The organism is Paucibacter hankyongi (genome assembly GCF_037482915.1).
In the GTDB taxonomy this organism is placed as follows: Bacteria; Pseudomonadota; Gammaproteobacteria; order Burkholderiales; family Burkholderiaceae_C; genus Paucibacter_A; species Paucibacter_A hankyongi.
The window spans coordinates 256,926-276,051 of record NZ_JBBHJX010000004.1; the positions used below are offsets into that span (position 1 = coordinate 256,926).

Sequence of the window (19,126 nt, forward strand, 5' to 3'; positions counted from 1 at the left end):
CCCTGGGCCACCAGGGCACGCCAGCTCGGCGGCCGCTGCCCGCCAAGGCGCTCAGGAACGATAGTCGGCGTTGATGCTGACGTAGTCGTGGCTCAGATCGCAGGTCCAAACGGTGGCACTGGCGGAACCACGGTTCAAGCTGACCCGCACCGTGATTTCGGCTTGCTTCATCACCCGCTGGCCGTCTTCTTCGCGATAAGCCGGATGGCGGCCGCCGGCCTGCACCACCAACACCTCGTCCAGATGCATATCGATCAAGGTCTGATCCAGATCGCCGATACCGGCGTAGCCCACCGCAGCCAGGATGCGACCCAGGTTCGGGTCGCTGGCGAAGAAAGCTGTCTTGACCAGCGGTGAATGCGCGATCGCGTAGGCGGCCAACTTGCACTCGGCCTCATTGCGGCCACCTTCGACCACGATGGTGATGAACTTGGTGGCGCCTTCGCCGTCACGCACGATGGCTTGCGCCAGTTGCTGCGAGACCTGGATCAGCGCGGCGCGCAAGATCTTCGCCTCGGCCGAATCCAGCGATTCGATGCGCGCATGGGCGGCCTTGTGAGTGGCGATCAACACAAAGGAATCATTGGTCGAGGTGTCGCCGTCGATGGTGATGCGGTTGAATGAAGCGTCAGCAGCCTCAGTCACCAGGGCCTGCAGCAGCGCAGGATTGACGTTCGCGTCGGTCGCCACATAGCCCAGCATGGTGGCCATATTCGGGCGGATCATGCCGGCGCCCTTGCTGATGCCGGTGAGTGTGACCGTTTGACCTTGAATCTGCACCTGGGTCGATGCGGCCTTAGGCAAGGTGTCGGTGGTCATGATGCCAAGGGCTGCCTCGCCCCAAGCATCGGGCCGCAAGGCTTCAAGCGCTGCGGGCAGCCCCTTGATGATGCGATCCACCGGCAGCGTTTCCATGATCACGCCGGTTGAGAAAGGCAAAATCTGCTCGGGCTGCACGCCCATCAAACCCGACAAGGCCTGGCAGCTTTGCTGGGCACGCGCCAGACCGTCGGCACCGGTGCCTGCGTTGGCATTGCCGGTGTTGACCAAGATGGCGCGAATACCTGCCCCACCTGCGGTCGCACCGGCCAGATGCTGACGACAAATCTGCACGGGAGCGGCGCAGAAGCGGTTGCTGGTGAAAACACCGGCCACCGAGGCGCCCTCATCCAAGGCAATCACGCTGAGGTCACGTCGATCGGCCTTGCGGATGCCCGCCATCGTGATGCCCAGACGGACACCGGGAACGGGATGCAAGGAGGCGGGATCGGGAGCGTTGAGATTGACGGGCATGATGGGGCTTTAGCGGATCCAAGAACGGTTCGGATTGTAGGGCGACGCCCCTCGCCCTATCGAGGTCCGACGCTAGAACGCACAAGGTGTGGCGGCCACATCGGCCAGCACACTCAGACTCAAGACCATCCGTTGACGATCCAGCACCAGCAAAAACCCACTGCTGCTGGACAAGGGCAGATCGCAGCTGCCGCCGAAGTTGAATCCCGGCCGATCCAGCCACTGGCTACCCGACGCGTAGTTGGGACCAAAGACATTCTTGTCGCTGGCGATCAGGCTCAGCACATGGGCCGACTGTAAGTCCAGGCCGCTTTCACTGATCTGCAGCAAGGCCGTGGGCGACTGGAAGCGGGCATAGCTGCCGCCACCATCAAGTCCGCGCAGATCGGCTTTGACCTCATCCATGGCCAGGCTAAGCCCGCCTCGCACCAGGGGCGCGGCGTAATCGGCCGCCAAGCCCATGCGGGTCAGCGGCAAGACCAGCTCACCGGGCGACAAGGTTTTGGCATCCGCCGCATTCAGCACCTGTTGCAAGGCGGGCTGCGGGCTGCCAGCCAAAAAGGCTTGCAGGCTGCCCGCCATCGGGCGCAAATAGATCAACAAAAAGTCGTCCTGCTGCAGCAAATCGGCCGTGAACTCCGGCACCTGGTAGCGCTGCACACCCTGGCGGACACGCAAGAAATCGCCGTGCCCGACCTCGCCTCTTTCATTCTTGAAACGACCCTTGGCCAGTTCCACATCCGGCCAGACAAAGCGCGTACGCAGGCTGTCAATCACCACCAGCCGAGTCTGCGCCACCGGCACGATGGTATCGGCCGATTGGGGTGGGAGCTGCGCTTGCTTGGCAAGCTGGAATTCCTTGGCGGCGCTGGAAGTGAAATCAGTCTCGGCACCGCGCCATTGCGGCAAGCCCATGGCGCCCGATGACAAGTCACTGGCGGCCAAAAACTGCACATTGAAGGACTGCCCTTGAGCCGCCCACAGCGAGCGTTGCACCCAATTGCTGGCCGCCACTTGGCGAGCCTGCGCCAGGTCGGGCAACAGACTCGGGATTTGGGCCAAGGTGGCCCCAGCGGCAGCCGCCCGAAGCAGTTGCTCCAGTGAAGCACTCAGGGCCGGCGAGACTTGGGCGTTGCCCAGCCATGTGCCCGCGGGCGCGCCCGCCTGCAACTGAGCAATGGCCAGGGCCAGGCTGGCGTTTTGCAATAGACGGCGTTCACTATCGGGCGCCGGGCTGCCCGCCGGCACTTTGCGCGTTGCAGCATAGGCCGGCAAGCTGAGACGCGCGGCACTGGCCGCGCCATCGGCTGGCGTGGTGCCCGGTACGGTACTGGGGACCGTGCTGGGTACCGTAGTGGGAGCGGTCGCTGTTGGCGTCGAATCTGCGCCGGAGCCGCCTCCGCCACCGCAGGCCGCCAGCATCAAGGCGCTGAAGCAGACGCACAAGGACTGCATCGACAACTCAATCGGCCGCCTTGGCTTACACGTTTTTTGTCGATTCACCCTCATGCCCCCTGACTATTCGGCCTCCGTCAATGCCGCTCCGGGCAAGCACTTCGCTGGGCACCAGCGCAAACAAACACGCCCAGGCACCACAGGCCGCGTTTATAACGGTTCATCACGACGGTGCCACTCCCCCAGAAGGACGAAGGGGAGCAGGTTCTTGAAACCTGCTCCCCTTGGTGGGTAGCGCTGAACTGCGCCAAGTCGCTTGGATCAGCGAATTGGGTTCATGCTGCGCATGGTCTTGACAGCGCCCTCACCCATGGAGGCGCCAAAGCGTTTGGCCAAGCGTTCGGCCACGTTTTCACGCGGCGTGTAGTCCACCACCTCCTCAGCCTTGACGACCTCGCGGGCGACAAAGTCCAGGTTGCCCAGGTGATCGGCCAAGCCCATCTTGACGGCTTGTTCGCCATTCCAGAACAGACCGGAGAAGGTTTCCGGTGTTTCTTTCAGGCGCTTGCCACGCCCTTCACGGACCACCGCGATGAACTGCTGATGAATCTGGTCCAACATAGCCTGCGCGAAAGCCTGCTGCCGCGGCGACACCGGGCTGAAGGGGTCCAGCATGCCCTTGTTCTCACCGGCGGTCAGCAAACGGCGCTCCACACCGAGCTTGTTCATCAGGCCGGTGAAGCCAAACCCGTCCATCAGGACGCCGATGGAGCCCACCACAGAGGCCTTGTCGACATAAATTTCATCGGCGGCCGCGGCGATGTAGTACGCCCCCGAGGCGCACATCTCTTCCACCACGGCATAGACTTTCTTGCCATGTTTGGCTTTGAGCCGCTTGATCTCGTCGTAGACGATACCGGCCTGCACCGGGCTACCACCGGGCGAGTTGATGCGCAGCACCACCGCTTGTGAGCCTGCATCCTCAAAGGCGCTCTTCAAGGCGGAGAGCATCAACTCGGCGCTGGCCTCGGTGTCGGCCGCAATCTCGCCGCGCACCTCCACCAGGGCCGTGTGCGGCGTATTCGGCGCCTGCATATGGTGGCGCTGCGGGTAGATCGCCCAGGCCAGCAAGCCCAGCAGCGCCAACCAGATCAAGCGGAAAAACAAACGCCAACGGCGCTCGCTGCGCTTGTCGAGCAGATATTCGCGGGCGAACTGCGCCAGCATCGGCTCATACGTGCTCATTGAAGCCCCTAGCGCCTTGGCGGCTTCGGGTGCCTGACCCCCGATGACGGGGTCGGCAATAGGCTTGGGCAATTCGTCGTTGGGATTCATTGTTCTTGTCTTTGTTGTTCTGCGAAGTTCAGTCTTTGACTGCAGCTTTGGTGTCGCGGGAAGGATACCAATAGACACGCCCCTCGCGCTCCTGCACCTCGAGCTTGGTGAGGCCCATACGGCCACACATGCCGGTGACGCAGCGGCCGGTCAAGGGATCGTAGACCGCACCATGAATAGAGCACATGATGTATTGCTTGTCGCCATCCAGGAACTCGCCTTCTTGCCAATCCATCTCGGCAGGCACATGGGCGCAACGATTCAGATAGGCCACCACCTGCCCCTCGAAGCGCAAGGCAAAGGCGCGCGCCGGCTCCCGGTACTGCAAAACATCAAAGGTGTGAGCGCGGCCGCGCTCCAACAGTTCTTCAGACGGGCACAGCAGCACCGGCTCCGCCGACTCAGGCGTTTTCATCGACTCAGGCATTTTTCAATAACCAATCGTGCAACTCAGGCACCGACTGAGCAATGTACAGCGGCGCGAATTCACCGAAACTTTGATGGTCATGTGCGCCATAGCCCACACCGACACTGGCGGTACCGGCGTTGCGGGCCAGTTGCAGGTCATGGATGGTGTCACCAATCATCAATGTGCGTTCCGCGTCGACCCCGAATTCACGCATCAACTCATTCAACATTTGCGGATTTGGCTTGCCGGCGGTTTCGTCGGCCGTCCGGGTGCCGTCAAACACCGCACGCAGCGACTCGACCTGCAAGACCTCGTTCAGGCCGCGCCGGCTTTTCCCGGTCGCCACCGCCAGCCAATGATGCCTAGCCTTGAGCGCGCCTAGCATCTCCAAAACGCCATCAAACAGGGTGATCTGATGTTGCGCCGCCACATAGTGATGCCGGAAACGCTGGCCCAACTCTGGGTAACGCGACGGCGGCAAATCGGGCAGCGCATGCGCCAAGGCCTCATTCAGCCCCATGCCGATCACATAGCTAGCCCGGGCAGTACTGGGTTCGGGCAAGCCCAGGTCCACTGCCGCGGCCTGAATGCTGCGGGTGATCAACGCGGTGGAGTCGAACAAGGTGCCGTCCCAATCAAAGACGATCAAGTCGAACTGCTGTGGTCTCATGCCTAGCGACCCTGGCTTTTGCCTTGATTCTGCAAAGCTTGGATCAATTGCAGGCATTCAGCCGGCAAAGGCGCCAGCAATTCCATTTCCTTGCCGCCCTCGCTGGGGTGCACAAAGCGCAGGCGCTTGGCATGCAGGAACATCCGGTCAAAACGCAGCGGGCCGCGCGCCAAAGCGCGGTTGGCCTCGAAATCGCCGTATTTGGGGTCACCCACGATTGCATGGCCCTCATGCGCCAGATGAACGCGAATCTGGTGGGTGCGGCCGGTCTTGATGGTCACGTCGAGCAGACTGTGCTCGCCCAAACGCTCCGCCACCCGAACCAGGCTGATGGATCGCTTGGCTTGATCGGCATGGGCGTCCTTTGGATCGGTCACCGCACGGACCCAGCGCTCGCCATCGCTGCCAATGAACTTGAGCAGGGGCACGTCGATGACTTTTTTGTTCGCCGCCCATTCGCCGGCCACCAAGGCCGCATAGGTCTTGCCGGTCTCGCGCTCGCGGAACTGATCTTGCAAGGCCACCAGGGCGCCGCGTTTCTTGGCGATCAGCAGCAGGCCAGAGGTTTCCTTGTCGAGCCGGTGCACCAATTCCAGGAACTTAGCCAACGGCCTTGCCTGGCGCAATTGCTCGATCACACCAAAGCTGACCCCAGAGCCGCCGTGCACCGCCACCCCGGCCGGTTTGTTGATCGCGAGCAGGTAGTCGTCTTCAAAAATGATCGGGAACTCGCGTGCTGGCACATGTTCGACCTTGGTTTCCACTCGTTCGGGCAAGCGCACCGGCGGGATGCGCACCTCGTCGCCGAGCTCCAAGCGCGTGTCGGCATGGGCGCGACCCTTGTTGACGCGCACCTCACCGGCCCGGATCACTCGGTAAACATGGGTCTTGGGGACGCCCTTCAACTCGCGCAGCAGGAAATTGTCCAAGCGCTGGCCGGCCGAGCCCTCATCAATCAGCACCCGCCGAACTGCCGGGGCCGGCGCTTGAGCCGCTTCAAGGACTGGCTCAGCAAGCTGAGGCTTGGCCACAGGCGCCTTCGTCCGCGAGGCCGCGACCGACGGGCGAGAACGCGACTGGGAAGAAGAAGAAGAAGAAGAAGAAGAAGAGGAAGAAGAAGTCGGCGCCCGCTCACTTTTGGACACCGAAACCGCCGGCTTTCGCCCAACCGCAGCGGGTCGCCGCGCGCCGGATTTGCGGGTTTCCGTGGCGGCCGGCGCTTTGGCTTTAGCCCTTATAATGTTGCTCACCACGTTGTTGCCGTAAGTATTTGATTTGTCTGATTTTACCTGGGTAGCCGAAGACAAAGGCTCGCAGCGCTGAAGACAAGGCATACAAGGGATGACGGGGGTCAGTGGGAATGGCGAATTGCCCGGCCCATTGAGCAATGAACAAAATTGGTGATGCAACGCGCAATCGCCGGAAGCGGGCCTTGTCCCCATGTGACAAGGCGGCCTCGGGTGCTGCGCGGCAGAGCAATGTAGAACGAGCCACGCCGCGTGCAGTCCCAATTGACTGTACGAGGCACCAGACAAGGTTTTTTGGGGCGTGAGGCCGGTCGATCAAGAGTCTGACCGCCTCAGCCCAGCGTCCAACAGTCCGCACGGATGATTTCCTTCACTCCCCTCACCCCCCACCGCTCATCAGCACTGCCCCGGCCGAATGCCGGCGAGGCCGTGTTGCCTTGCCGTGGCCGGGCCGCGCAGCTCAGGGTTGCGTGTTCATGGGACGGGACCTCCGCGCCGACTGTCATGTCGCAAGCGCCAACGCTGGCCATTTGATCGCACTCCGATCACGGTCAGTCCAGGGCGATTCCTTCCTCGGTTCCTCCACATTGCCCGTGCATCGATGTGTTGCCGCCAGGGCCCGAATCCGGGTTCGAGCGGTGACGTGATGCTGCGCGTGTGCCGGCCGGACTAGAACTCCGTCCGCTCACGCGTTTGAGGAGTGATGACGATGAAACGCATGCTGATCAATGCGACGCAGCCGGAAGAGCGGCGCCTCGCAATCGTTGATGGCCAAAAACTGCTCGATTTCGAAACCGAGATCGAAGGCCGCGAGCAACGCAAGGGCAATATCTACAAGGCCGTGGTCACCCGCGTGGAGCCTTCGCTGGAAGCCTGCTTTGTGGACTACGGCGAAGACCGCCACGGCTTCCTGCCTTTCAAGGAAATCGCCCGCCAATATTTCCGCGAAGGTGTGGACGTGCGCTCGGCACGCATCCAAGACGCCATCAAGGAAGGCCAGGAACTGCTGGTCCAGGTGGAAAAAGAAGAGCGTGGCAACAAGGGTGCAGCCCTGACCACCTTTGTTTCGCTGGCCGGCCGCTACCTAGTGCTGATGCCCAACAACCCGCGCGGCGGTGGCGTTTCGCGCCGCATCGAGGGCGAAGATCGCGAAGAGCTGAAAGAAAACCTCGACCAGCTCGAGTACCCCAAGGGTATGAGCTTGATCGCTCGCACTGCTGGCATCGGCCGCTCCGCCGCCGAACTGCAGTGGGACCTGAACTACATGCTCAAGCTCTGGACCGCCATCGACGATGCGGCCAAGGGTGGCAAGGGCGCTTACCTGATCTATCAGGAATCGAGCCTGGTGATCCGCGCGATCCGCGATTACTTCACCGCTGATGTCGGCGAAATCCTGATCGACACGGATGACCTGTTCGAACAGGCGCATCAGTTCATGAACCACGTGATGCCCGAGCAAGGCCATCGCGTGAAGCGCTACCGCGACGACGCGCCGCTGTTCAGCCGTTTCCAGATCGAGCACCAGATCGAAACCGCCTTCAGCCGCACGGTCAACCTGCCTTCCGGCGGCGCCATCGTGATCGACCACACCGAAGCCCTGGTTTCGGTGGACGTCAACTCGGCCCGCTCGACACGCGGCAGCGACATCGAAGAAACCGCCACCCGCACCAACCTCGAAGCCGCCGACGAAATCGCGCGCCAGATGCGTTTGCGCGACCTGGGCGGTCTGATCGTGGTCGACTTCATCGACATGGAAGAGTCGAAGAACCGCCGCGAAGTTGAGCAGCGCCTGCGCGATGCGCTGCGCCCTGACCGCGCCCGCGTGCAATTCGCCTCCATCAGCAAGTTCGGCCTGCTGGAAATGAGCCGCCAGCGCCTGCGCCCTTCCTTGAGCGACGGCAACCACATCACCTGCCCACGCTGCAACGGCACCGGCCACATCCGCGACACCGAATCCAGCGCGCTGCAGATCCTGCGCATGGTTCAGGAAGAGTCGATGAAGGACAACACCGCCGCCGTGCATGTGCAAGTGCCGGTGGAAGTGACCTCCTTCTTGCTGAACGAGAAGCGCACCGAGATCACCAAGATCGAAATGAAGCAGCGCGTCACCGTGCTGCTGGTGCCCAACAAGCATCTCGAAACGCCCAACTACAAGCTGGAACGCCTGCGCCACGACGACCCGCGTCTGGAGAACCTGCAAGCCAGCTACACCATGATCGAAGAGCCGCAGGATGAGGTGGGCATCACCCGCCGCAACGACGCGGCCGGCGACAAGGGCAAGAACAAGCAAGAGCCCGTGATCAAGGGCGTGCTGCCCGAGATGCCGCCCCCAACACCGGTGGCACCGGCACCCAAGGCTGAGGCTCCCAAAGCAGCCGCGCCGGCACCTGCCGCTGCAGTGCCTGCTTCGAGCGGTGGCTTCTTCGGCTGGATCAAGGGTCTGTTCGGCGTGGCTGCTCCGGCGCCAGTCGAAGCGCCCGCAGCCGCACCGGCCAAGTCAGCCGCTGGCGGTGATCGCAAGCGAGAAGGTGGACGTGACGGCGGCCGCGAAGGCGGTCGCGATGGTCGCGGCCGTGGCCGCAATGGCGAACGTGGTGGTGAGCGCGGTGCTGAGCGTGGCGAACGCGCTGAGCGCGGCGATCGCAATGCCAAGCGTGATGGCGCCCGCAGCGAGCGTCCGCAAGAAGCCCGCGGCGACAGCCGCCCTGAGGGCCAACGCGGTGAGCGTACAGAACGCACTGAGCGTGGTGAGCCGCGTGGCGAGCGCACCGATCGCAATGGCAATCGTCGTCCAGAGCGCAGCGAACGCCCGGAAGCCGGTGCCGAGCAGCCGCGCACCGAGCGCAACGAAGGTGGCCGCCGCCCGCGTGGCGACCGTCCTGAGCGCGGTGAACGTAGCGAGCGCAATGAAGGCCGCAACGAGCAGCGCAATAGCGAAGAGCTTGGCCTGAACAGCGGAGCCGCCGCGCTGCCGGTGCAAGCCCAGCTGATCGCCGACGCGCCGACAGGCTTTGCCGACACGCAAGCCGATGCCAACGCTGAAGCCTCCAACGAAGAGCGCCAAGGCCGAGGCCGTCGTCGTCGTCGTGGCGGTCGTGACCGCGAAGACGGTGGCGCAAGCAACGAGGCCCCGGTGTCTATCGAAGGCCAAGAGGCCAACGCAGCTGAAGCCGGTTCGGCCCAAGCTGAAGAGGCTGGCGCGACTCGCGCCGAGGGCGAGGCCGATGGCCAAGGCGGCGAAGCCCGCCGTGGTCGCAACCGGGGCCGCGACCGCGTGCGCCGCGAGCGCCGCGATGACCAAGCCCCTGAGCTGAACGGCGAAGCCGCAGCTGCTGAGCTGGCGCCACAAGCGGAAGCTACTGGCAACGCTGCTGTTGAAGCCGCGCCTGCCGCTGCAGCCGTGAACGCTGAAGCTGCTGCTCCGGTCGAAGCTGTACCGGCAGTCGCCGCAGCGCCCAGCCCAGCCCCGGTCGCCGCTGCTCAGGCTCCGGTGGCACCCGCTGCACCGGCTTTTGTGCTGGACCTCGACGCTCTGCAAGCCGTTGCCGCCTCCACCGGCCTGCAATGGGTCAACTCGGATGCCGAGAAGATCCGCGCCGCCCAGGAAGCGATTGCTGCCGAGCCCAAGCCGGTGCATGTGCCGCGTGAACGCGTGGCCACGGTGCTGGCCGATGAGGGCCCGCTGGTCTTGGTCGAAACCCGCAAGGACCTGGCCCAAATCAAGTTGCCCTTTGAGCAGTGATTTGAAGCGGGCTTGATCGCCCGCTTCAGCTCCGGCTGATCCAGCAACGCCGCCGAGGCGCAAGCCCGGCGGCGTTTTCATTTGTTCCATTTGAATAACACTTTTCATTGACGCGATGCCTGCCCTTGCCGCTGAAGAAGGCGCAGCCGCGAAACGAGAACTCCCTGTGACAACAAGCAGCAGTACCCCAGTGGCCAAGATGCCACCCCAAATCCCCTACATCATCGGTAACGAAGGATGCGAGCGCTTCAGCTTTTACGGCATGCGCAACATCCTCACCGTCTTCCTGATGACCAGCCTGCTCTTGGCCGTGCCCGAGCCTTTGCGCAAGGGCGAGGCCAAGGAGGTCTTCCACACCTTTGTGATTGGGGTGTACTTTTTCCCGCTGTTGGGCGGCTGGTTGGCCGACCGCTTTTTCGGCAAGTACAACACCATCTTCTGGCTCAGCCTGGTTTACTGCGCCGGCCATGCCTGCCTGGCGATCTTTGAGAACAATATCCGCGGCTTCTACACCGGCCTGTTCTTGATTGCCTTGGGCTCCGGCGGCATCAAGCCGCTGGTCAGCTCTTTTGTAGGCGACCAGTTTGACAAGAGCAATCGCTCGCTGGCGCAAAAAGTCTTTGATGGCTTTTACTGGATCATCAACTTCGGCAGCTTCTTCGCTTCGCTCTTGATGCCCCTGCTCTTGAAGAACTTCGGTGCCAGCGTGGCCTTCGGCGTCCCCGGTGTGTTTATGTTCATCGCCACCATGATTTTCTGGATGGGCCGCCGCAAGTATGTGCACGTCAAGCCCACAGCCAAAGACGACCCCAATAGCTTCCTGAAGGTGGTGCTGACGGCGCTGAAAACCCCTCGCCCCGGCCAGCTCAACTTGGGTTTGTTCACGGCTTGGGCCGGCGTGGTCTTGGCCGCGCTGAGCCTGGTGCTGCTGAAGCCCACTGGCATCGTGCCGGCCTTGTGCTCGGCCTTGGTCCTGGTGATGGGTTTCGGCGGCTTTGGCGCTTGGCTGCAACTCGATCGGGCCACCGCCAAACATGGCGCCGAAGCCGTGCAAGGCGTGCGCACCGTCTTGCAGCTGCTGGTCTTGTTTGCCTTGGTCACGCCGTTCTGGTCCTTGTTCGACCAGAAGGCCTCAACCTGGGTCTTGCAAGCCGACCAAATGAGCAAGCCCGAGTGGTTCCAGTCGTCCATGATGCAGGCACTGAACCCGGCCTTGGTGATGCTGCTGATCCCTTTCAACAATATGGTGCTCTACCCCTTGCTGGAGCGCATGGGCCTGCGCATCACCGCGTTGCGCCGCATGGGCGCCGGCATTGCCCTCTCAGGCCTGGCCTGGATCGTGGTGGGCGGCCTGCAACTCTGGATTGACCAAGGCCAGGGCATCAGCATCGTCTGGCAGATCCTGCCCTATGCCATCTTAACCATGGGCGAAGTCTTGGTGTCTGCCACTGGCCTTGAGTTCGCCTACAGCCAAGCGCCGCTGGCCATGAAGGGCGTGATCACCAGCTTTTGGAATCTGTCTGTGACGATTGGCAACCTCTGGGTGCTGCTGGCCAACGGCAGCGTCAAGAGCGAAGCGGCGACCGCCTATATCCAAACCACGGGTTTGAGCGTCACCGCCTTTCAGATGTTCTTCTTCGCCGGATTCGCTTTGGTGGCCGCTTTGGTCTTTGCCATTAGAGCGCGCAGCTACACGGTAGTGGACAACTACCGCGACTGATAGCACCCCAAGCGCACCCACCCCAAGCCCGGCATGCCCGGGCTTTTTTCATTTGAACTGGTGAAACTGCCGTCGGAACTTCGCAGACTTCCGTCTTGCTCACTGGAAGCCCACCTGACTCGACTTGGACGGGGCACTAGGGAGGGCTCTGCGCCCCTTCGGCCAACTCAAGCGCGCAATTGGCGATTTAGGCTTGCGGTCAAGTGAAGCAGGTGATGATCTGCAATTCCCCTCATATCAAACCGGGAATTCAGCGCGCAAGATAAGCCCAAGCAGACATTGGAGTTCATATGCAAGCGAGACAGCCCATTTACAAGTCCCTTTATGCCCAGGTCATCAGCGCCATCGTCATTGGCGTGTTGCTGGGCCACTTCTACCCTGAGAGCGGGGCGGCGATGAAGCCGCTGGGCGACGGCTTCATCAAGCTGATCAAGATGATCATCGCCCCCATCATCTTCTGCACCGTGGTGGTGGGCATCGCCGGCATGGAGGACATGAAGAAGGTCGGCAAGACCGGCGGCCTGGCCCTGCTCTACTTTGAGATTGTTTCCAGCCTGGCCTTGGTCATCGGCCTGGTGGTGGTCAATGTGCTGCAACCCGGCGTCGGCATGAATGTGGACCCAGCGCATCTGGACACCAAGGGCATTGCCGCCTACACCGGCCCCGGCAAGATGCAAAGCACCACCGAGTTCCTCTTGGCCATCATCCCCAACACCGTGGTCGATGCCTTTGCCAAGGGCGAAATGCTGCAAGTGCTCTTGATCGCCCTGCTGTTCGGCTTTGCCCTGCATCGCTTCGGCGGCCGTGGCACGCTGGTGTTCGATTTGATCGAGAAGAGCAGCCATGTGCTGTTCGTGATCGTGGGCTACATCATGAAGCTGGCGCCGATCGGCGCGTTCGGCGCCATGTCCTTCACCATCGGCAAGTACGGCCTGGGCTCGCTGCTGCAGTTGGCCAAGCTGATGGGCAGCTTCTACCTGACCTGTTTACTCTTCATCATCATCGTCTTGGGCGGCATCGCGCGCTTCCATGGCTTTTCGATCTTCAAGTTCATCCGCTACATCAAAGAAGAACTGCTGATCGTGCTGGGCACCTCGTCCTCAGAATCGGTGTTGCCGCGCATGATGGCCAAGATGGAAAACCTGGGCGCCAAGAAGTCCACCGTGGGCTTGGTGATCCCGACCGGCTACTCCTTCAATTTGGACGGCACCTCCATCTACCTGACCATGGCAGCGGTTTTCATCGCCCAAGCCACCAACACACCGATGACGCTGACGCAGCAGTTGACCCTGCTGGCCGTGCTCTTGCTGACTTCCAAAGGCGCTGCAGGCGTCACGGGCAGCGGCTTCATCGTGCTGGCCGCCACGCTGAGTGCGGTGGGCGGCATTCCGGTCGCCGGCTTGGCGCTGATCCTGGGCATCGACCGCTTCATGAGCGAGGCACGCGCCTTGACCAATCTGATCGGCAATGGTGTGGCCACCCTGGTCGTGGCCAAGTGGACCGGCGATCTGGACATGGACCGCATGCAGCGGCATCTGAACAACGAGACCGAACTGGAAGCCGATGCACCCGAACAAGTGCTGGACCGCGTCGACAACCACCTGAAGGCATAAGCCCTCAGCTACCAGACGTCGAAAAAGCCCCGGTGCTCACGCAGCCGGTGCTTTTTTTATTGCAATTTGCAGCGCTGAGCTAGCGCGACACTTCAGCGCAAGGCCAAGCGCTCCCGCGCGGCCTGGTACTCACGCGCCAAGCGCGCCACCAGTTGCGCCGCCGGCAGCACTTCGCGCACCGCGCCAATGCCTTGGCCGCAGCCCCAGATGTCTTTCCAGGCCTTCTTGGCATCGCCGCCAAAGTTCATCGCGCTTGGGTCGCTCTCCGGCAATTGGTCTGGGTTCATACCCGCATTGACGATGGAGCCGCGCAGATAGTTGCCGTGCACGCCGGTGAAGAGGTTGCTATAGACGATGTCATCGCTATTGCTGTCCACAATCATCTGCTTGTAGGCGTCCGATGCGCGGGCTTCTTCGGTGGCGATGAAGGCCGAGCCGATATAGGCGAAGTCAGCGCCCATGGCCTGGGCCGCCAAGACCGCATCACCGCTGGCAATGGAGCCTGACAAGGCCACCGGGCCATCAAACCATTCGCGGATTTCCTGGGTTAAGGCAAAGGGGCTCTTCACACCGGCGTGGCCGCCAGCGCCAGCGGCTACGGCGATCAAGCCATCGGCGCCCTTCTCGATCGCCTTCTTGGCGAACTTGTTGTTGATGATGTCGTGCAGCACCACGCCGCCCCAGGCATGCACCGCCTGGTTGACATCTTCACGCGCACCCAGCGAGGTGATGATGATGGGCACCTTGTACTTGGCGCAAACCGCCATATCGTGCTCGAGCCGTTCGTTGCTCTTGTGCACGATCTGGTTGATGGCAAAGGGCGCAGCCGGCTTGTCTGGATTGGCCTTGTTGTAAGCCGCCAGCTCGGTGGTGATTTCATTCAACCATTCGTCCAGCAACTCGGCGGGGCGCGCGTTCAGCGCCGGCATAGAACCCACCACGCCGGCCTTGCACTGGGCAATCACCAGCTTGGGGTTGCTGATGATGAAGAGCGGCGAGCCGATGATGGGCAGCGGCAGGTTTTGCAGAATCGGGGGCAAGGACACGTGAGTCTCCGTTCTATTTTCTAGTGTGCTCAGAAGGCATCCAAGGCCATGGCGGTGACGCTGTCGGCGCCGTCCACGATGGCATCGCGCAAGCTGCTGCTGCGGGTCAGGATGTGCTCGGCGTAGAAGCGAGCGGTGGCGATCTTGGCGCTCATGAAGGCGGCGTCTTCACCGGCGGCCAGCTTGTCCTCGGCGACCAGCAAGGCGCGCGCCAGTTGCCAGCCAGCCACCAAATTGCCGGCCAACATCAGGTAAGGCACCGAGCCTGCGTAGGCGGCATTGGGGTTGCTGCGTGCATTGGCCACGATGAAGCCCACCACGTCGAGGTAGGCCTGTCGCGCCGCGCTCAGGCGCTTGTGCACTGCCAATGCGGCCGCGCTGCCGCGTGCGAGCAACTGCGCCTCGGTCGCTTCGACCAGGGCTGCCACCGAGCGGGCGAACTCGCCACCATCACGGCTGGTCTTGCGACCGACCAAGTCATTGGCCTGGATGGCGGTCGTGCCTTCGTAAATGGTCAGGATCTTGGCGTCGCGGTAGTACTGGGCCGCGCCGGTTTCTTCGATAAAGCCCATGCCACCATGGATCTGCACGCCCAGATCGGTCACTTCCAAGCTCATCTCGGTGCTGTAACCCTTGATCAGCGGCACCAGGAATTCATAGAAAGCCTGGGCCTGCTTGCGCACCTCGGCATCGGCATGGTGGTGCGCGGTGTCGTAGGCACTGGCGCCCACCAAGGCCATGGCGCGGCAGCCTTCGGTCAGCGAGCGCATGGTCATCAGCATGCGGCGCACATCGGGGTGGTGAATGATGGCGCCGCTGCTGGGCAGCGAACCATCCACCGGACGCGACTGAATGCGATCGCGCGAGAAGGCCGCAGCCTTTTGGTAGGCCCGATCCGCCACCGCAATGCCCTGCACGCCCACGCCAAAGCGGGCCGCGTTCATCATGATGAACATGTACTCCAGGCCACGGTTCTCTTGGCCAATCAGCGTGCCGATGGCACCGCCGTGGTCACCGAACTGCAGCACAGCGGTCGGGCTGGCCTTGATGCCCATCTTGTGTTCGATGGAGACGCAGTGCGCATCATTGCGGGCGCCCAGCGAGCCGTCGGCATTCACCAGGAACTTGGGCACCAGGAACAGGCTGATGCCCTTCACGCCCTCGGGCGCACCGACCACACGGGCCAGCACCAAATGGACGATGTTCTCGGCCATATCGTGCTCACCGTAGGTGATGAAGATCTTGGTGCCGAAGATTTTGTAAGTGCCGTCAGGCTGCGGCTCGGCGCGGGTGCGCACTTGCGCCAGGTCCGAGCCGGCTTGCGGCTCGGTCAGGTTCATGGTGCCTGTCCAGCTGCCATCGACCAGCTTGGGGATGAAGGTGTTCTTCTGCTCATCCGAGCCGGCAGTCAGCAGCGCTTCGATCGCGCCATCGGTCAAGAGCGGGCACAGCGCGAAGCTGACGTTCGCGCTATTGATCATCTCGCCGCAGGCCGCGCCAATGATCTTGGGCAGGCCCTGGCCGCCGAACTCGGTGGGGTGTTGCAGACCTTGCCAGCCGCCTTCGGCGAACTGCTTGAAGGCTTCCTTGAAGCCGGGCGTGGTGAAGACTTGGCCGTCCTTCCAGTAGGAAGGGTTCTTGTCGCCTTCCCAGTTCAGGGGCGCGATCACGTCTTCATTGAGCTTGGCGCATTCCTCCAACACGGCCTGCGCGGTGTCGATGCCGTAATCGGCAAAAGCAGGGATCTGCTCAGTCAGCGACTGCAGGCCAGCCAGCTCCTGCATATTGAACAACATGTCTTTGACGGGGGCGCGGTAAGTCATGGTGATGTCTCCAGCAATACGAATCTAGGGTCGTTCAAGGGTGTTCAGGGACGTTCAGATGGAACAAGGGCGCCGCGACCGTGAAGTCGGGCGCCCTGGGGCTCACTCAATCAGAGAGCTTCCCGGTGTTGGAGCCACTCAGAGGCTCTTCACCAACTCCGGCACGGCGGTGAACAGATCAGCTTCCAGGCTGTAGTCGGCCACCGAGAAGATCGGGGCTTCGGGGTCCTTGTTGATCGCCACGATCACCTTGGAGTCCTTCATACCGGCCAAGTGCTGGATGGCGCCGCTGATGCCGGCGGCGATATAGAGCTGAGGGGCGACGATCTTGCCGGTCTGGCCAACTTGCCAGTCATTCGGGGCATAACCCGCATCCACGGCGGCGCGCGAGGCACCCAGTGCAGCACCCAGCTTGTCGGCCAGCGGGGTCAGCACTTCCATGAACTTCTCGTTCGAACCCAAGGCGCGGCCACCGGACACGATGATCTTGGCAGCGGTCAGTTCAGGGCGATCGCTCTTGGTCACTTCACGGCCTGCGAAGCTGCTCTTGCCGCTGTCGGCGGCGGCGGCAACGGTTTCAACAGCGGCGCTGCCACCGCTGGCGGCTGCGGCGTCAAAACCGGTGGTACGCACGGTCAGCACCTTGGTGGCATCGCTGCTTTGCACAGTGGCGATGGCGTTGCCAGCGTAGATCGGGCGCTCAAAAGTATCGGCGCTGATGACCTTGGTCACATCGCTCAGTTGCGCCACGTCCAGCAAGGCGGCGACGCGCGGGGCGACGTTCTTGCCTGAGGCGGTGGCGGGGAACAGGATGTGGCTGTAGCCGGAGGCAATTGCCAGCACCTGGGCGGCCAGATTTTCGGCCAGGCCGTTTTCCAGGCCCGCAGCGTCGGCGTGCAAGACCTTGGCAACACCGGCGATCTGCGCGGCAGCAACAGCGGCAGCGCCAGCGTTGAAGCCCGCCACCAGCACATGCACATCACCGCCTGCGGCCAGCGCAGCGGTCACGGTGTTCAGCGTTGCGCCCTTGATGGAGGCGTTGTCGTGTTCAGCAATAACGAGAGCAGTCATTGTGTTTTCTCCGAATTCTTCTGATCTGGGGTCAGCCAATGACCTTGGCTTCGTTCTTCAGCTTGTCCACCAAAGCGGCCACATCGGCCACCTTGACGCCGGCGCTGCGCTTGGGCGGCTCTTCCACCTTCAGCGTCTTGATGCGCGGGGCCACGTCCACGCCCAGATCGGCGGGCTTGATCACGTCGAGCTGCTTCTTCTTGGCCTTCATGATGTTGGGCAGCGTCACATAACGCGGCTCATTCAGGCGCAGGTCGGTGGTGATGACGGCGGGCAGGCTCAGCTTGACGGTTTCCAGGCCACCGTCAACTTCACGGGTCACGGCGACCGAGTCAGCGCTCAGCTCGACCTTGCTGGCGAACGTGCCTTGCGGCAGACCAGCCAAGGCGGCCAGCATCTGGCCGGTTTGATTGCAGTCGTCGTCAATGGCTTGCTTGCCCAAGACCACCAGGCCGGGCTGCTCTTTGTCCACCAGGGCCTTGAGGAGCTTGGCCACGGCCAGCGGCTGCAACTCAGCATCGGTTTCCACCAAGATGGCGCGGTCGGCGCCAATGGCCATGGCGGTACGCAGGGTTTCCTGGCACTGGGTCACGCCGCAGGAAACGGCGATCACCTCGGTGACCAGGCCCTTTTCCTTCAGGCGCACGGCCTCTTCAATGGCGATTTCGTCGAAGGGGTTCATCGACATCTTCACATTGGCGATATCCACGCCGGTGCCGTCGCTCTTGACGCGCACCTTGACGTTGTAGTCGACCACGCGTTTGACTGGGACCAAGACTTTCATCGATTACTCCAAGACGAATTGACGTTAACGTTAATCAGATTCTAAAGGGGCGGCCCCGAGGCCCTGCACGATCATCGCCGACTTCAGCGAAAAAAGCACGATCGTTCTATTTTAACCACGGCGTCGGCACGGTCCAGCGCAAAAGCTAGACTGCCGCACTCAATGAGCTCAACCCCCTCCTCCAAACCTGCCTGCCTGGGTGTTTTTGACTCCGGTGTGGGTGGCTTGACCGTCTTGCGCGAACTGCGCCGATTGATGCCCGATGTGGCCATGCGCTATGTGGCGGACGCGGCCCACGCGCCCTACGGTTTGCGCGAACCGAAGTACATCATTCAGCGCAGCCTGACGGTGGCGGAGCATTTGATTGATCAGGGGGCAGGCGTCTTGGTGGTGGCCTGCAACACCGCCACGGCGCACGCCATCTCGGCACTGCGCCAGCGCTGGCCACAGCTACCTATCGTGGGCACCGAGCCCGGCATCAAACCCGCCGTAGCGGCCAGCCAAAACGGCCGCATCGGCGTGCTGGCCACACCGGCGACGATTTCCAGCGCTCGCTTCGCCGACCTGGTCCGCCGCCACGCCGGCTCGGCACAGATCATCAGCCAACCCTGCCCCGGTCTGGTCGACTTGATCGAACGTGGCGACCTGCAGGCGCCTGCGCTGCAGCGCCTGATTGCTGAGCTGTGCCGCCCCTTGCGTGAAGCCGAGGTCGACACCGTGCTGATGGGTTGCACCCATTACCCCTTGGTGCAAGCCAGCCTGCAAGCCGAGTTGGGGCCCTCGGTGCGACTGCTGAACATCGAAACGGCGGTGGCTCAACAGGCCAGCCGATTGTGGACAGAACTCGCGCAGCCCGCCCAAGCGCAAGCCCCCGCCCCTTGGCTTGAAACCACTGGCAATGCCCAAGCGCTGAGCCTGTTTGTCCAACAGGCCTTGGCTTGGCCACTGCAGGCCCAGGGCCTGCGGATCTAAGCTTGA

The 19,126-nt window shown here is 62.4% G+C and carries 15 protein-coding genes; 5 read left to right on the plus strand and 10 right to left on the minus strand.

The features are described 5' to 3' along the window. Positions 1 to 51: 51 nt before the first annotated feature. From argJ to WG899_RS09325, 6 genes are all read right to left on the minus strand, one after another. Entirely contained in the window at positions 52 to 1,293 is a 1,242-nt protein-coding gene (argJ, locus tag WG899_RS09300; RefSeq protein ID WP_339595355.1) for a bifunctional glutamate N-acetyltransferase/amino-acid acetyltransferase ArgJ, read from the minus strand. 72 nt (positions 1,294 to 1,365) lie between these two features. After that, positions 1,366 to 2,748, minus strand: a complete 1,383-nt coding sequence (locus WG899_RS09305) for a hypothetical protein (RefSeq protein ID WP_339595356.1) — start codon at positions 2,746 to 2,748, stop codon at positions 1,366 to 1,368. 261 nt (positions 2,749 to 3,009) lie between these two features. Further along, the gene (locus tag WG899_RS09310) at positions 3,010 to 4,023 is read right to left on the minus strand and encodes a S49 family peptidase (RefSeq protein WP_444718830.1); all 1,014 of its coding nucleotides are present in this window, start codon (positions 4,021 to 4,023) and stop codon (positions 3,010 to 3,012) included. 28 nt (positions 4,024 to 4,051) lie between these two features. Next, on the minus strand, positions 4,052 to 4,438 hold the full coding sequence (locus WG899_RS09315) for a Rieske (2Fe-2S) protein (RefSeq protein WP_339595357.1): 387 nt from the start codon (positions 4,436 to 4,438) through the stop codon (positions 4,052 to 4,054). A 4-nt stretch (positions 4,439 to 4,442) separates the two neighbouring features. Beyond that, on the minus strand, positions 4,443 to 5,102 hold the full coding sequence (locus WG899_RS09320) for an HAD family hydrolase (protein ID WP_339595358.1): 660 nt from the start codon (positions 5,100 to 5,102) through the stop codon (positions 4,443 to 4,445). Positions 5,103 to 5,104: 2 nt separating this feature from the next. Then, a complete protein-coding gene (locus WG899_RS09325) occupies positions 5,105 to 6,133 on the minus strand; it encodes an RluA family pseudouridine synthase (RefSeq protein ID WP_339595359.1) in 1,029 nt (342 codons plus the stop codon). Between WG899_RS09325 and WG899_RS09330 the strand changes: the two genes are divergently transcribed. The 4 genes from WG899_RS09330 (at position 6,126) to WG899_RS09345 (ending at position 13,424) form a co-directional block, all read left to right on the plus strand. Then, positions 6,126 to 6,368, plus strand: a complete 243-nt coding sequence (locus WG899_RS09330; protein WP_339595360.1) for a hypothetical protein — start codon at positions 6,126 to 6,128, stop codon at positions 6,366 to 6,368. The two genes, WG899_RS09325 and WG899_RS09330, sit on opposite strands and share 8 nt — an antisense overlap. Positions 6,369 to 7,058: 690 nt before the next feature. Continuing rightward, positions 7,059 to 10,091, plus strand: a complete 3,033-nt coding sequence (locus WG899_RS09335; protein ID WP_339595361.1) for an Rne/Rng family ribonuclease — start codon at positions 7,059 to 7,061, stop codon at positions 10,089 to 10,091. 199 nt (positions 10,092 to 10,290) lie between these two features. After that, positions 10,291 to 11,811 (plus strand): POT-type proton-dependent oligopeptide transporter, encoded by a 1,521-nt coding sequence (locus WG899_RS09340; RefSeq protein ID WP_339595422.1) that lies wholly within the window; start codon positions 10,291 to 10,293, stop codon positions 11,809 to 11,811. Positions 11,812 to 12,101: 290 nt separating this feature from the next. Next, positions 12,102 to 13,424, plus strand: coding sequence for a dicarboxylate/amino acid:cation symporter (locus WG899_RS09345; protein WP_339595362.1), 1,323 nt, complete (start codon positions 12,102 to 12,104; stop codon positions 13,422 to 13,424). Between the two features lie 92 nt (positions 13,425 to 13,516). Here the strand turns inward: WG899_RS09345 and WG899_RS09350 are convergent, their stop codons facing one another. The 4 genes from WG899_RS09350 to WG899_RS09365 all read right to left on the minus strand — a co-directional run bounded on the left by WG899_RS09350 (position 13,517) and on the right by WG899_RS09365 (position 18,148). Further along, positions 13,517 to 14,470, minus strand: a complete 954-nt coding sequence (locus WG899_RS09350; protein WP_339595363.1) for an NAD(P)H-dependent flavin oxidoreductase — start codon at positions 14,468 to 14,470, stop codon at positions 13,517 to 13,519. Positions 14,471 to 14,499: 29 nt separating this feature from the next. Beyond that, positions 14,500 to 16,293, minus strand: coding sequence for an acyl-CoA dehydrogenase (locus WG899_RS09355; RefSeq protein ID WP_339595364.1), 1,794 nt, complete (start codon positions 16,291 to 16,293; stop codon positions 14,500 to 14,502). 138 nt (positions 16,294 to 16,431) lie between these two features. Continuing rightward, positions 16,432 to 17,364, minus strand: coding sequence for an electron transfer flavoprotein subunit alpha/FixB family protein (locus WG899_RS09360; RefSeq protein ID WP_339595365.1), 933 nt, complete (start codon positions 17,362 to 17,364; stop codon positions 16,432 to 16,434). 31 nt (positions 17,365 to 17,395) lie between these two features. Then, a complete protein-coding gene (locus WG899_RS09365) occupies positions 17,396 to 18,148 on the minus strand; it encodes an electron transfer flavoprotein subunit beta/FixA family protein (protein WP_339595366.1) in 753 nt (250 codons plus the stop codon). A 162-nt stretch (positions 18,149 to 18,310) separates the two neighbouring features. Between WG899_RS09365 and murI the strand changes: the two genes are divergently transcribed. Next, complete coding sequence (murI, locus tag WG899_RS09370) at positions 18,311 to 19,120, plus strand: glutamate racemase (protein ID WP_339595367.1); 810 nt, start codon at positions 18,311 to 18,313, stop codon at positions 19,118 to 19,120. The last annotated feature ends 6 nt before the right edge of the window (positions 19,121 to 19,126 follow it).

Coding starts and splice junctions, on each gene's coding strand:
- WG899_RS09320 (WP_339595358.1), bottom strand. CDS start 5,102: ATGAGACCACAGCAGTTCGACTTGATCGTCTTTGATTGGGACGGCACC.
- WG899_RS09355 (WP_339595364.1), bottom strand. CDS start 16,293: ATGACTTACCGCGCCCCCGTCAAAGACATGTTGTTCAATATGCAGGAG.
- WG899_RS09315 (WP_339595357.1), bottom strand. CDS start 4,438: ATGAAAACGCCTGAGTCGGCGGAGCCGGTGCTGCTGTGCCCGTCTGAA.
- WG899_RS09340 (WP_339595422.1), top strand. CDS start 10,291: ATGCCACCCCAAATCCCCTACATCATCGGTAACGAAGGATGCGAGCGC.
- WG899_RS09335 (WP_339595361.1), top strand. CDS start 7,059: ATGAAACGCATGCTGATCAATGCGACGCAGCCGGAAGAGCGGCGCCTC.
- argJ (WP_339595355.1), bottom strand. CDS start 1,293: ATGCCCGTCAATCTCAACGCTCCCGATCCCGCCTCCTTGCATCCCGTT.
- WG899_RS09365 (WP_339595366.1), bottom strand. CDS start 18,148: ATGAAAGTCTTGGTCCCAGTCAAACGCGTGGTCGACTACAACGTCAAG.
- murI (WP_339595367.1), top strand. CDS start 18,311: ATGAGCTCAACCCCCTCCTCCAAACCTGCCTGCCTGGGTGTTTTTGAC.
- WG899_RS09345 (WP_339595362.1), top strand. CDS start 12,102: ATGCAAGCGAGACAGCCCATTTACAAGTCCCTTTATGCCCAGGTCATC.
- WG899_RS09360 (WP_339595365.1), bottom strand. CDS start 17,364: ATGACTGCTCTCGTTATTGCTGAACACGACAACGCCTCCATCAAGGGC.
- WG899_RS09305 (WP_339595356.1), bottom strand. CDS start 2,748: ATGCAGTCCTTGTGCGTCTGCTTCAGCGCCTTGATGCTGGCGGCCTGC.
- WG899_RS09310 (WP_444718830.1), bottom strand. CDS start 4,023: ATGAATCCCAACGACGAATTGCCCAAGCCTATTGCCGACCCCGTCATC.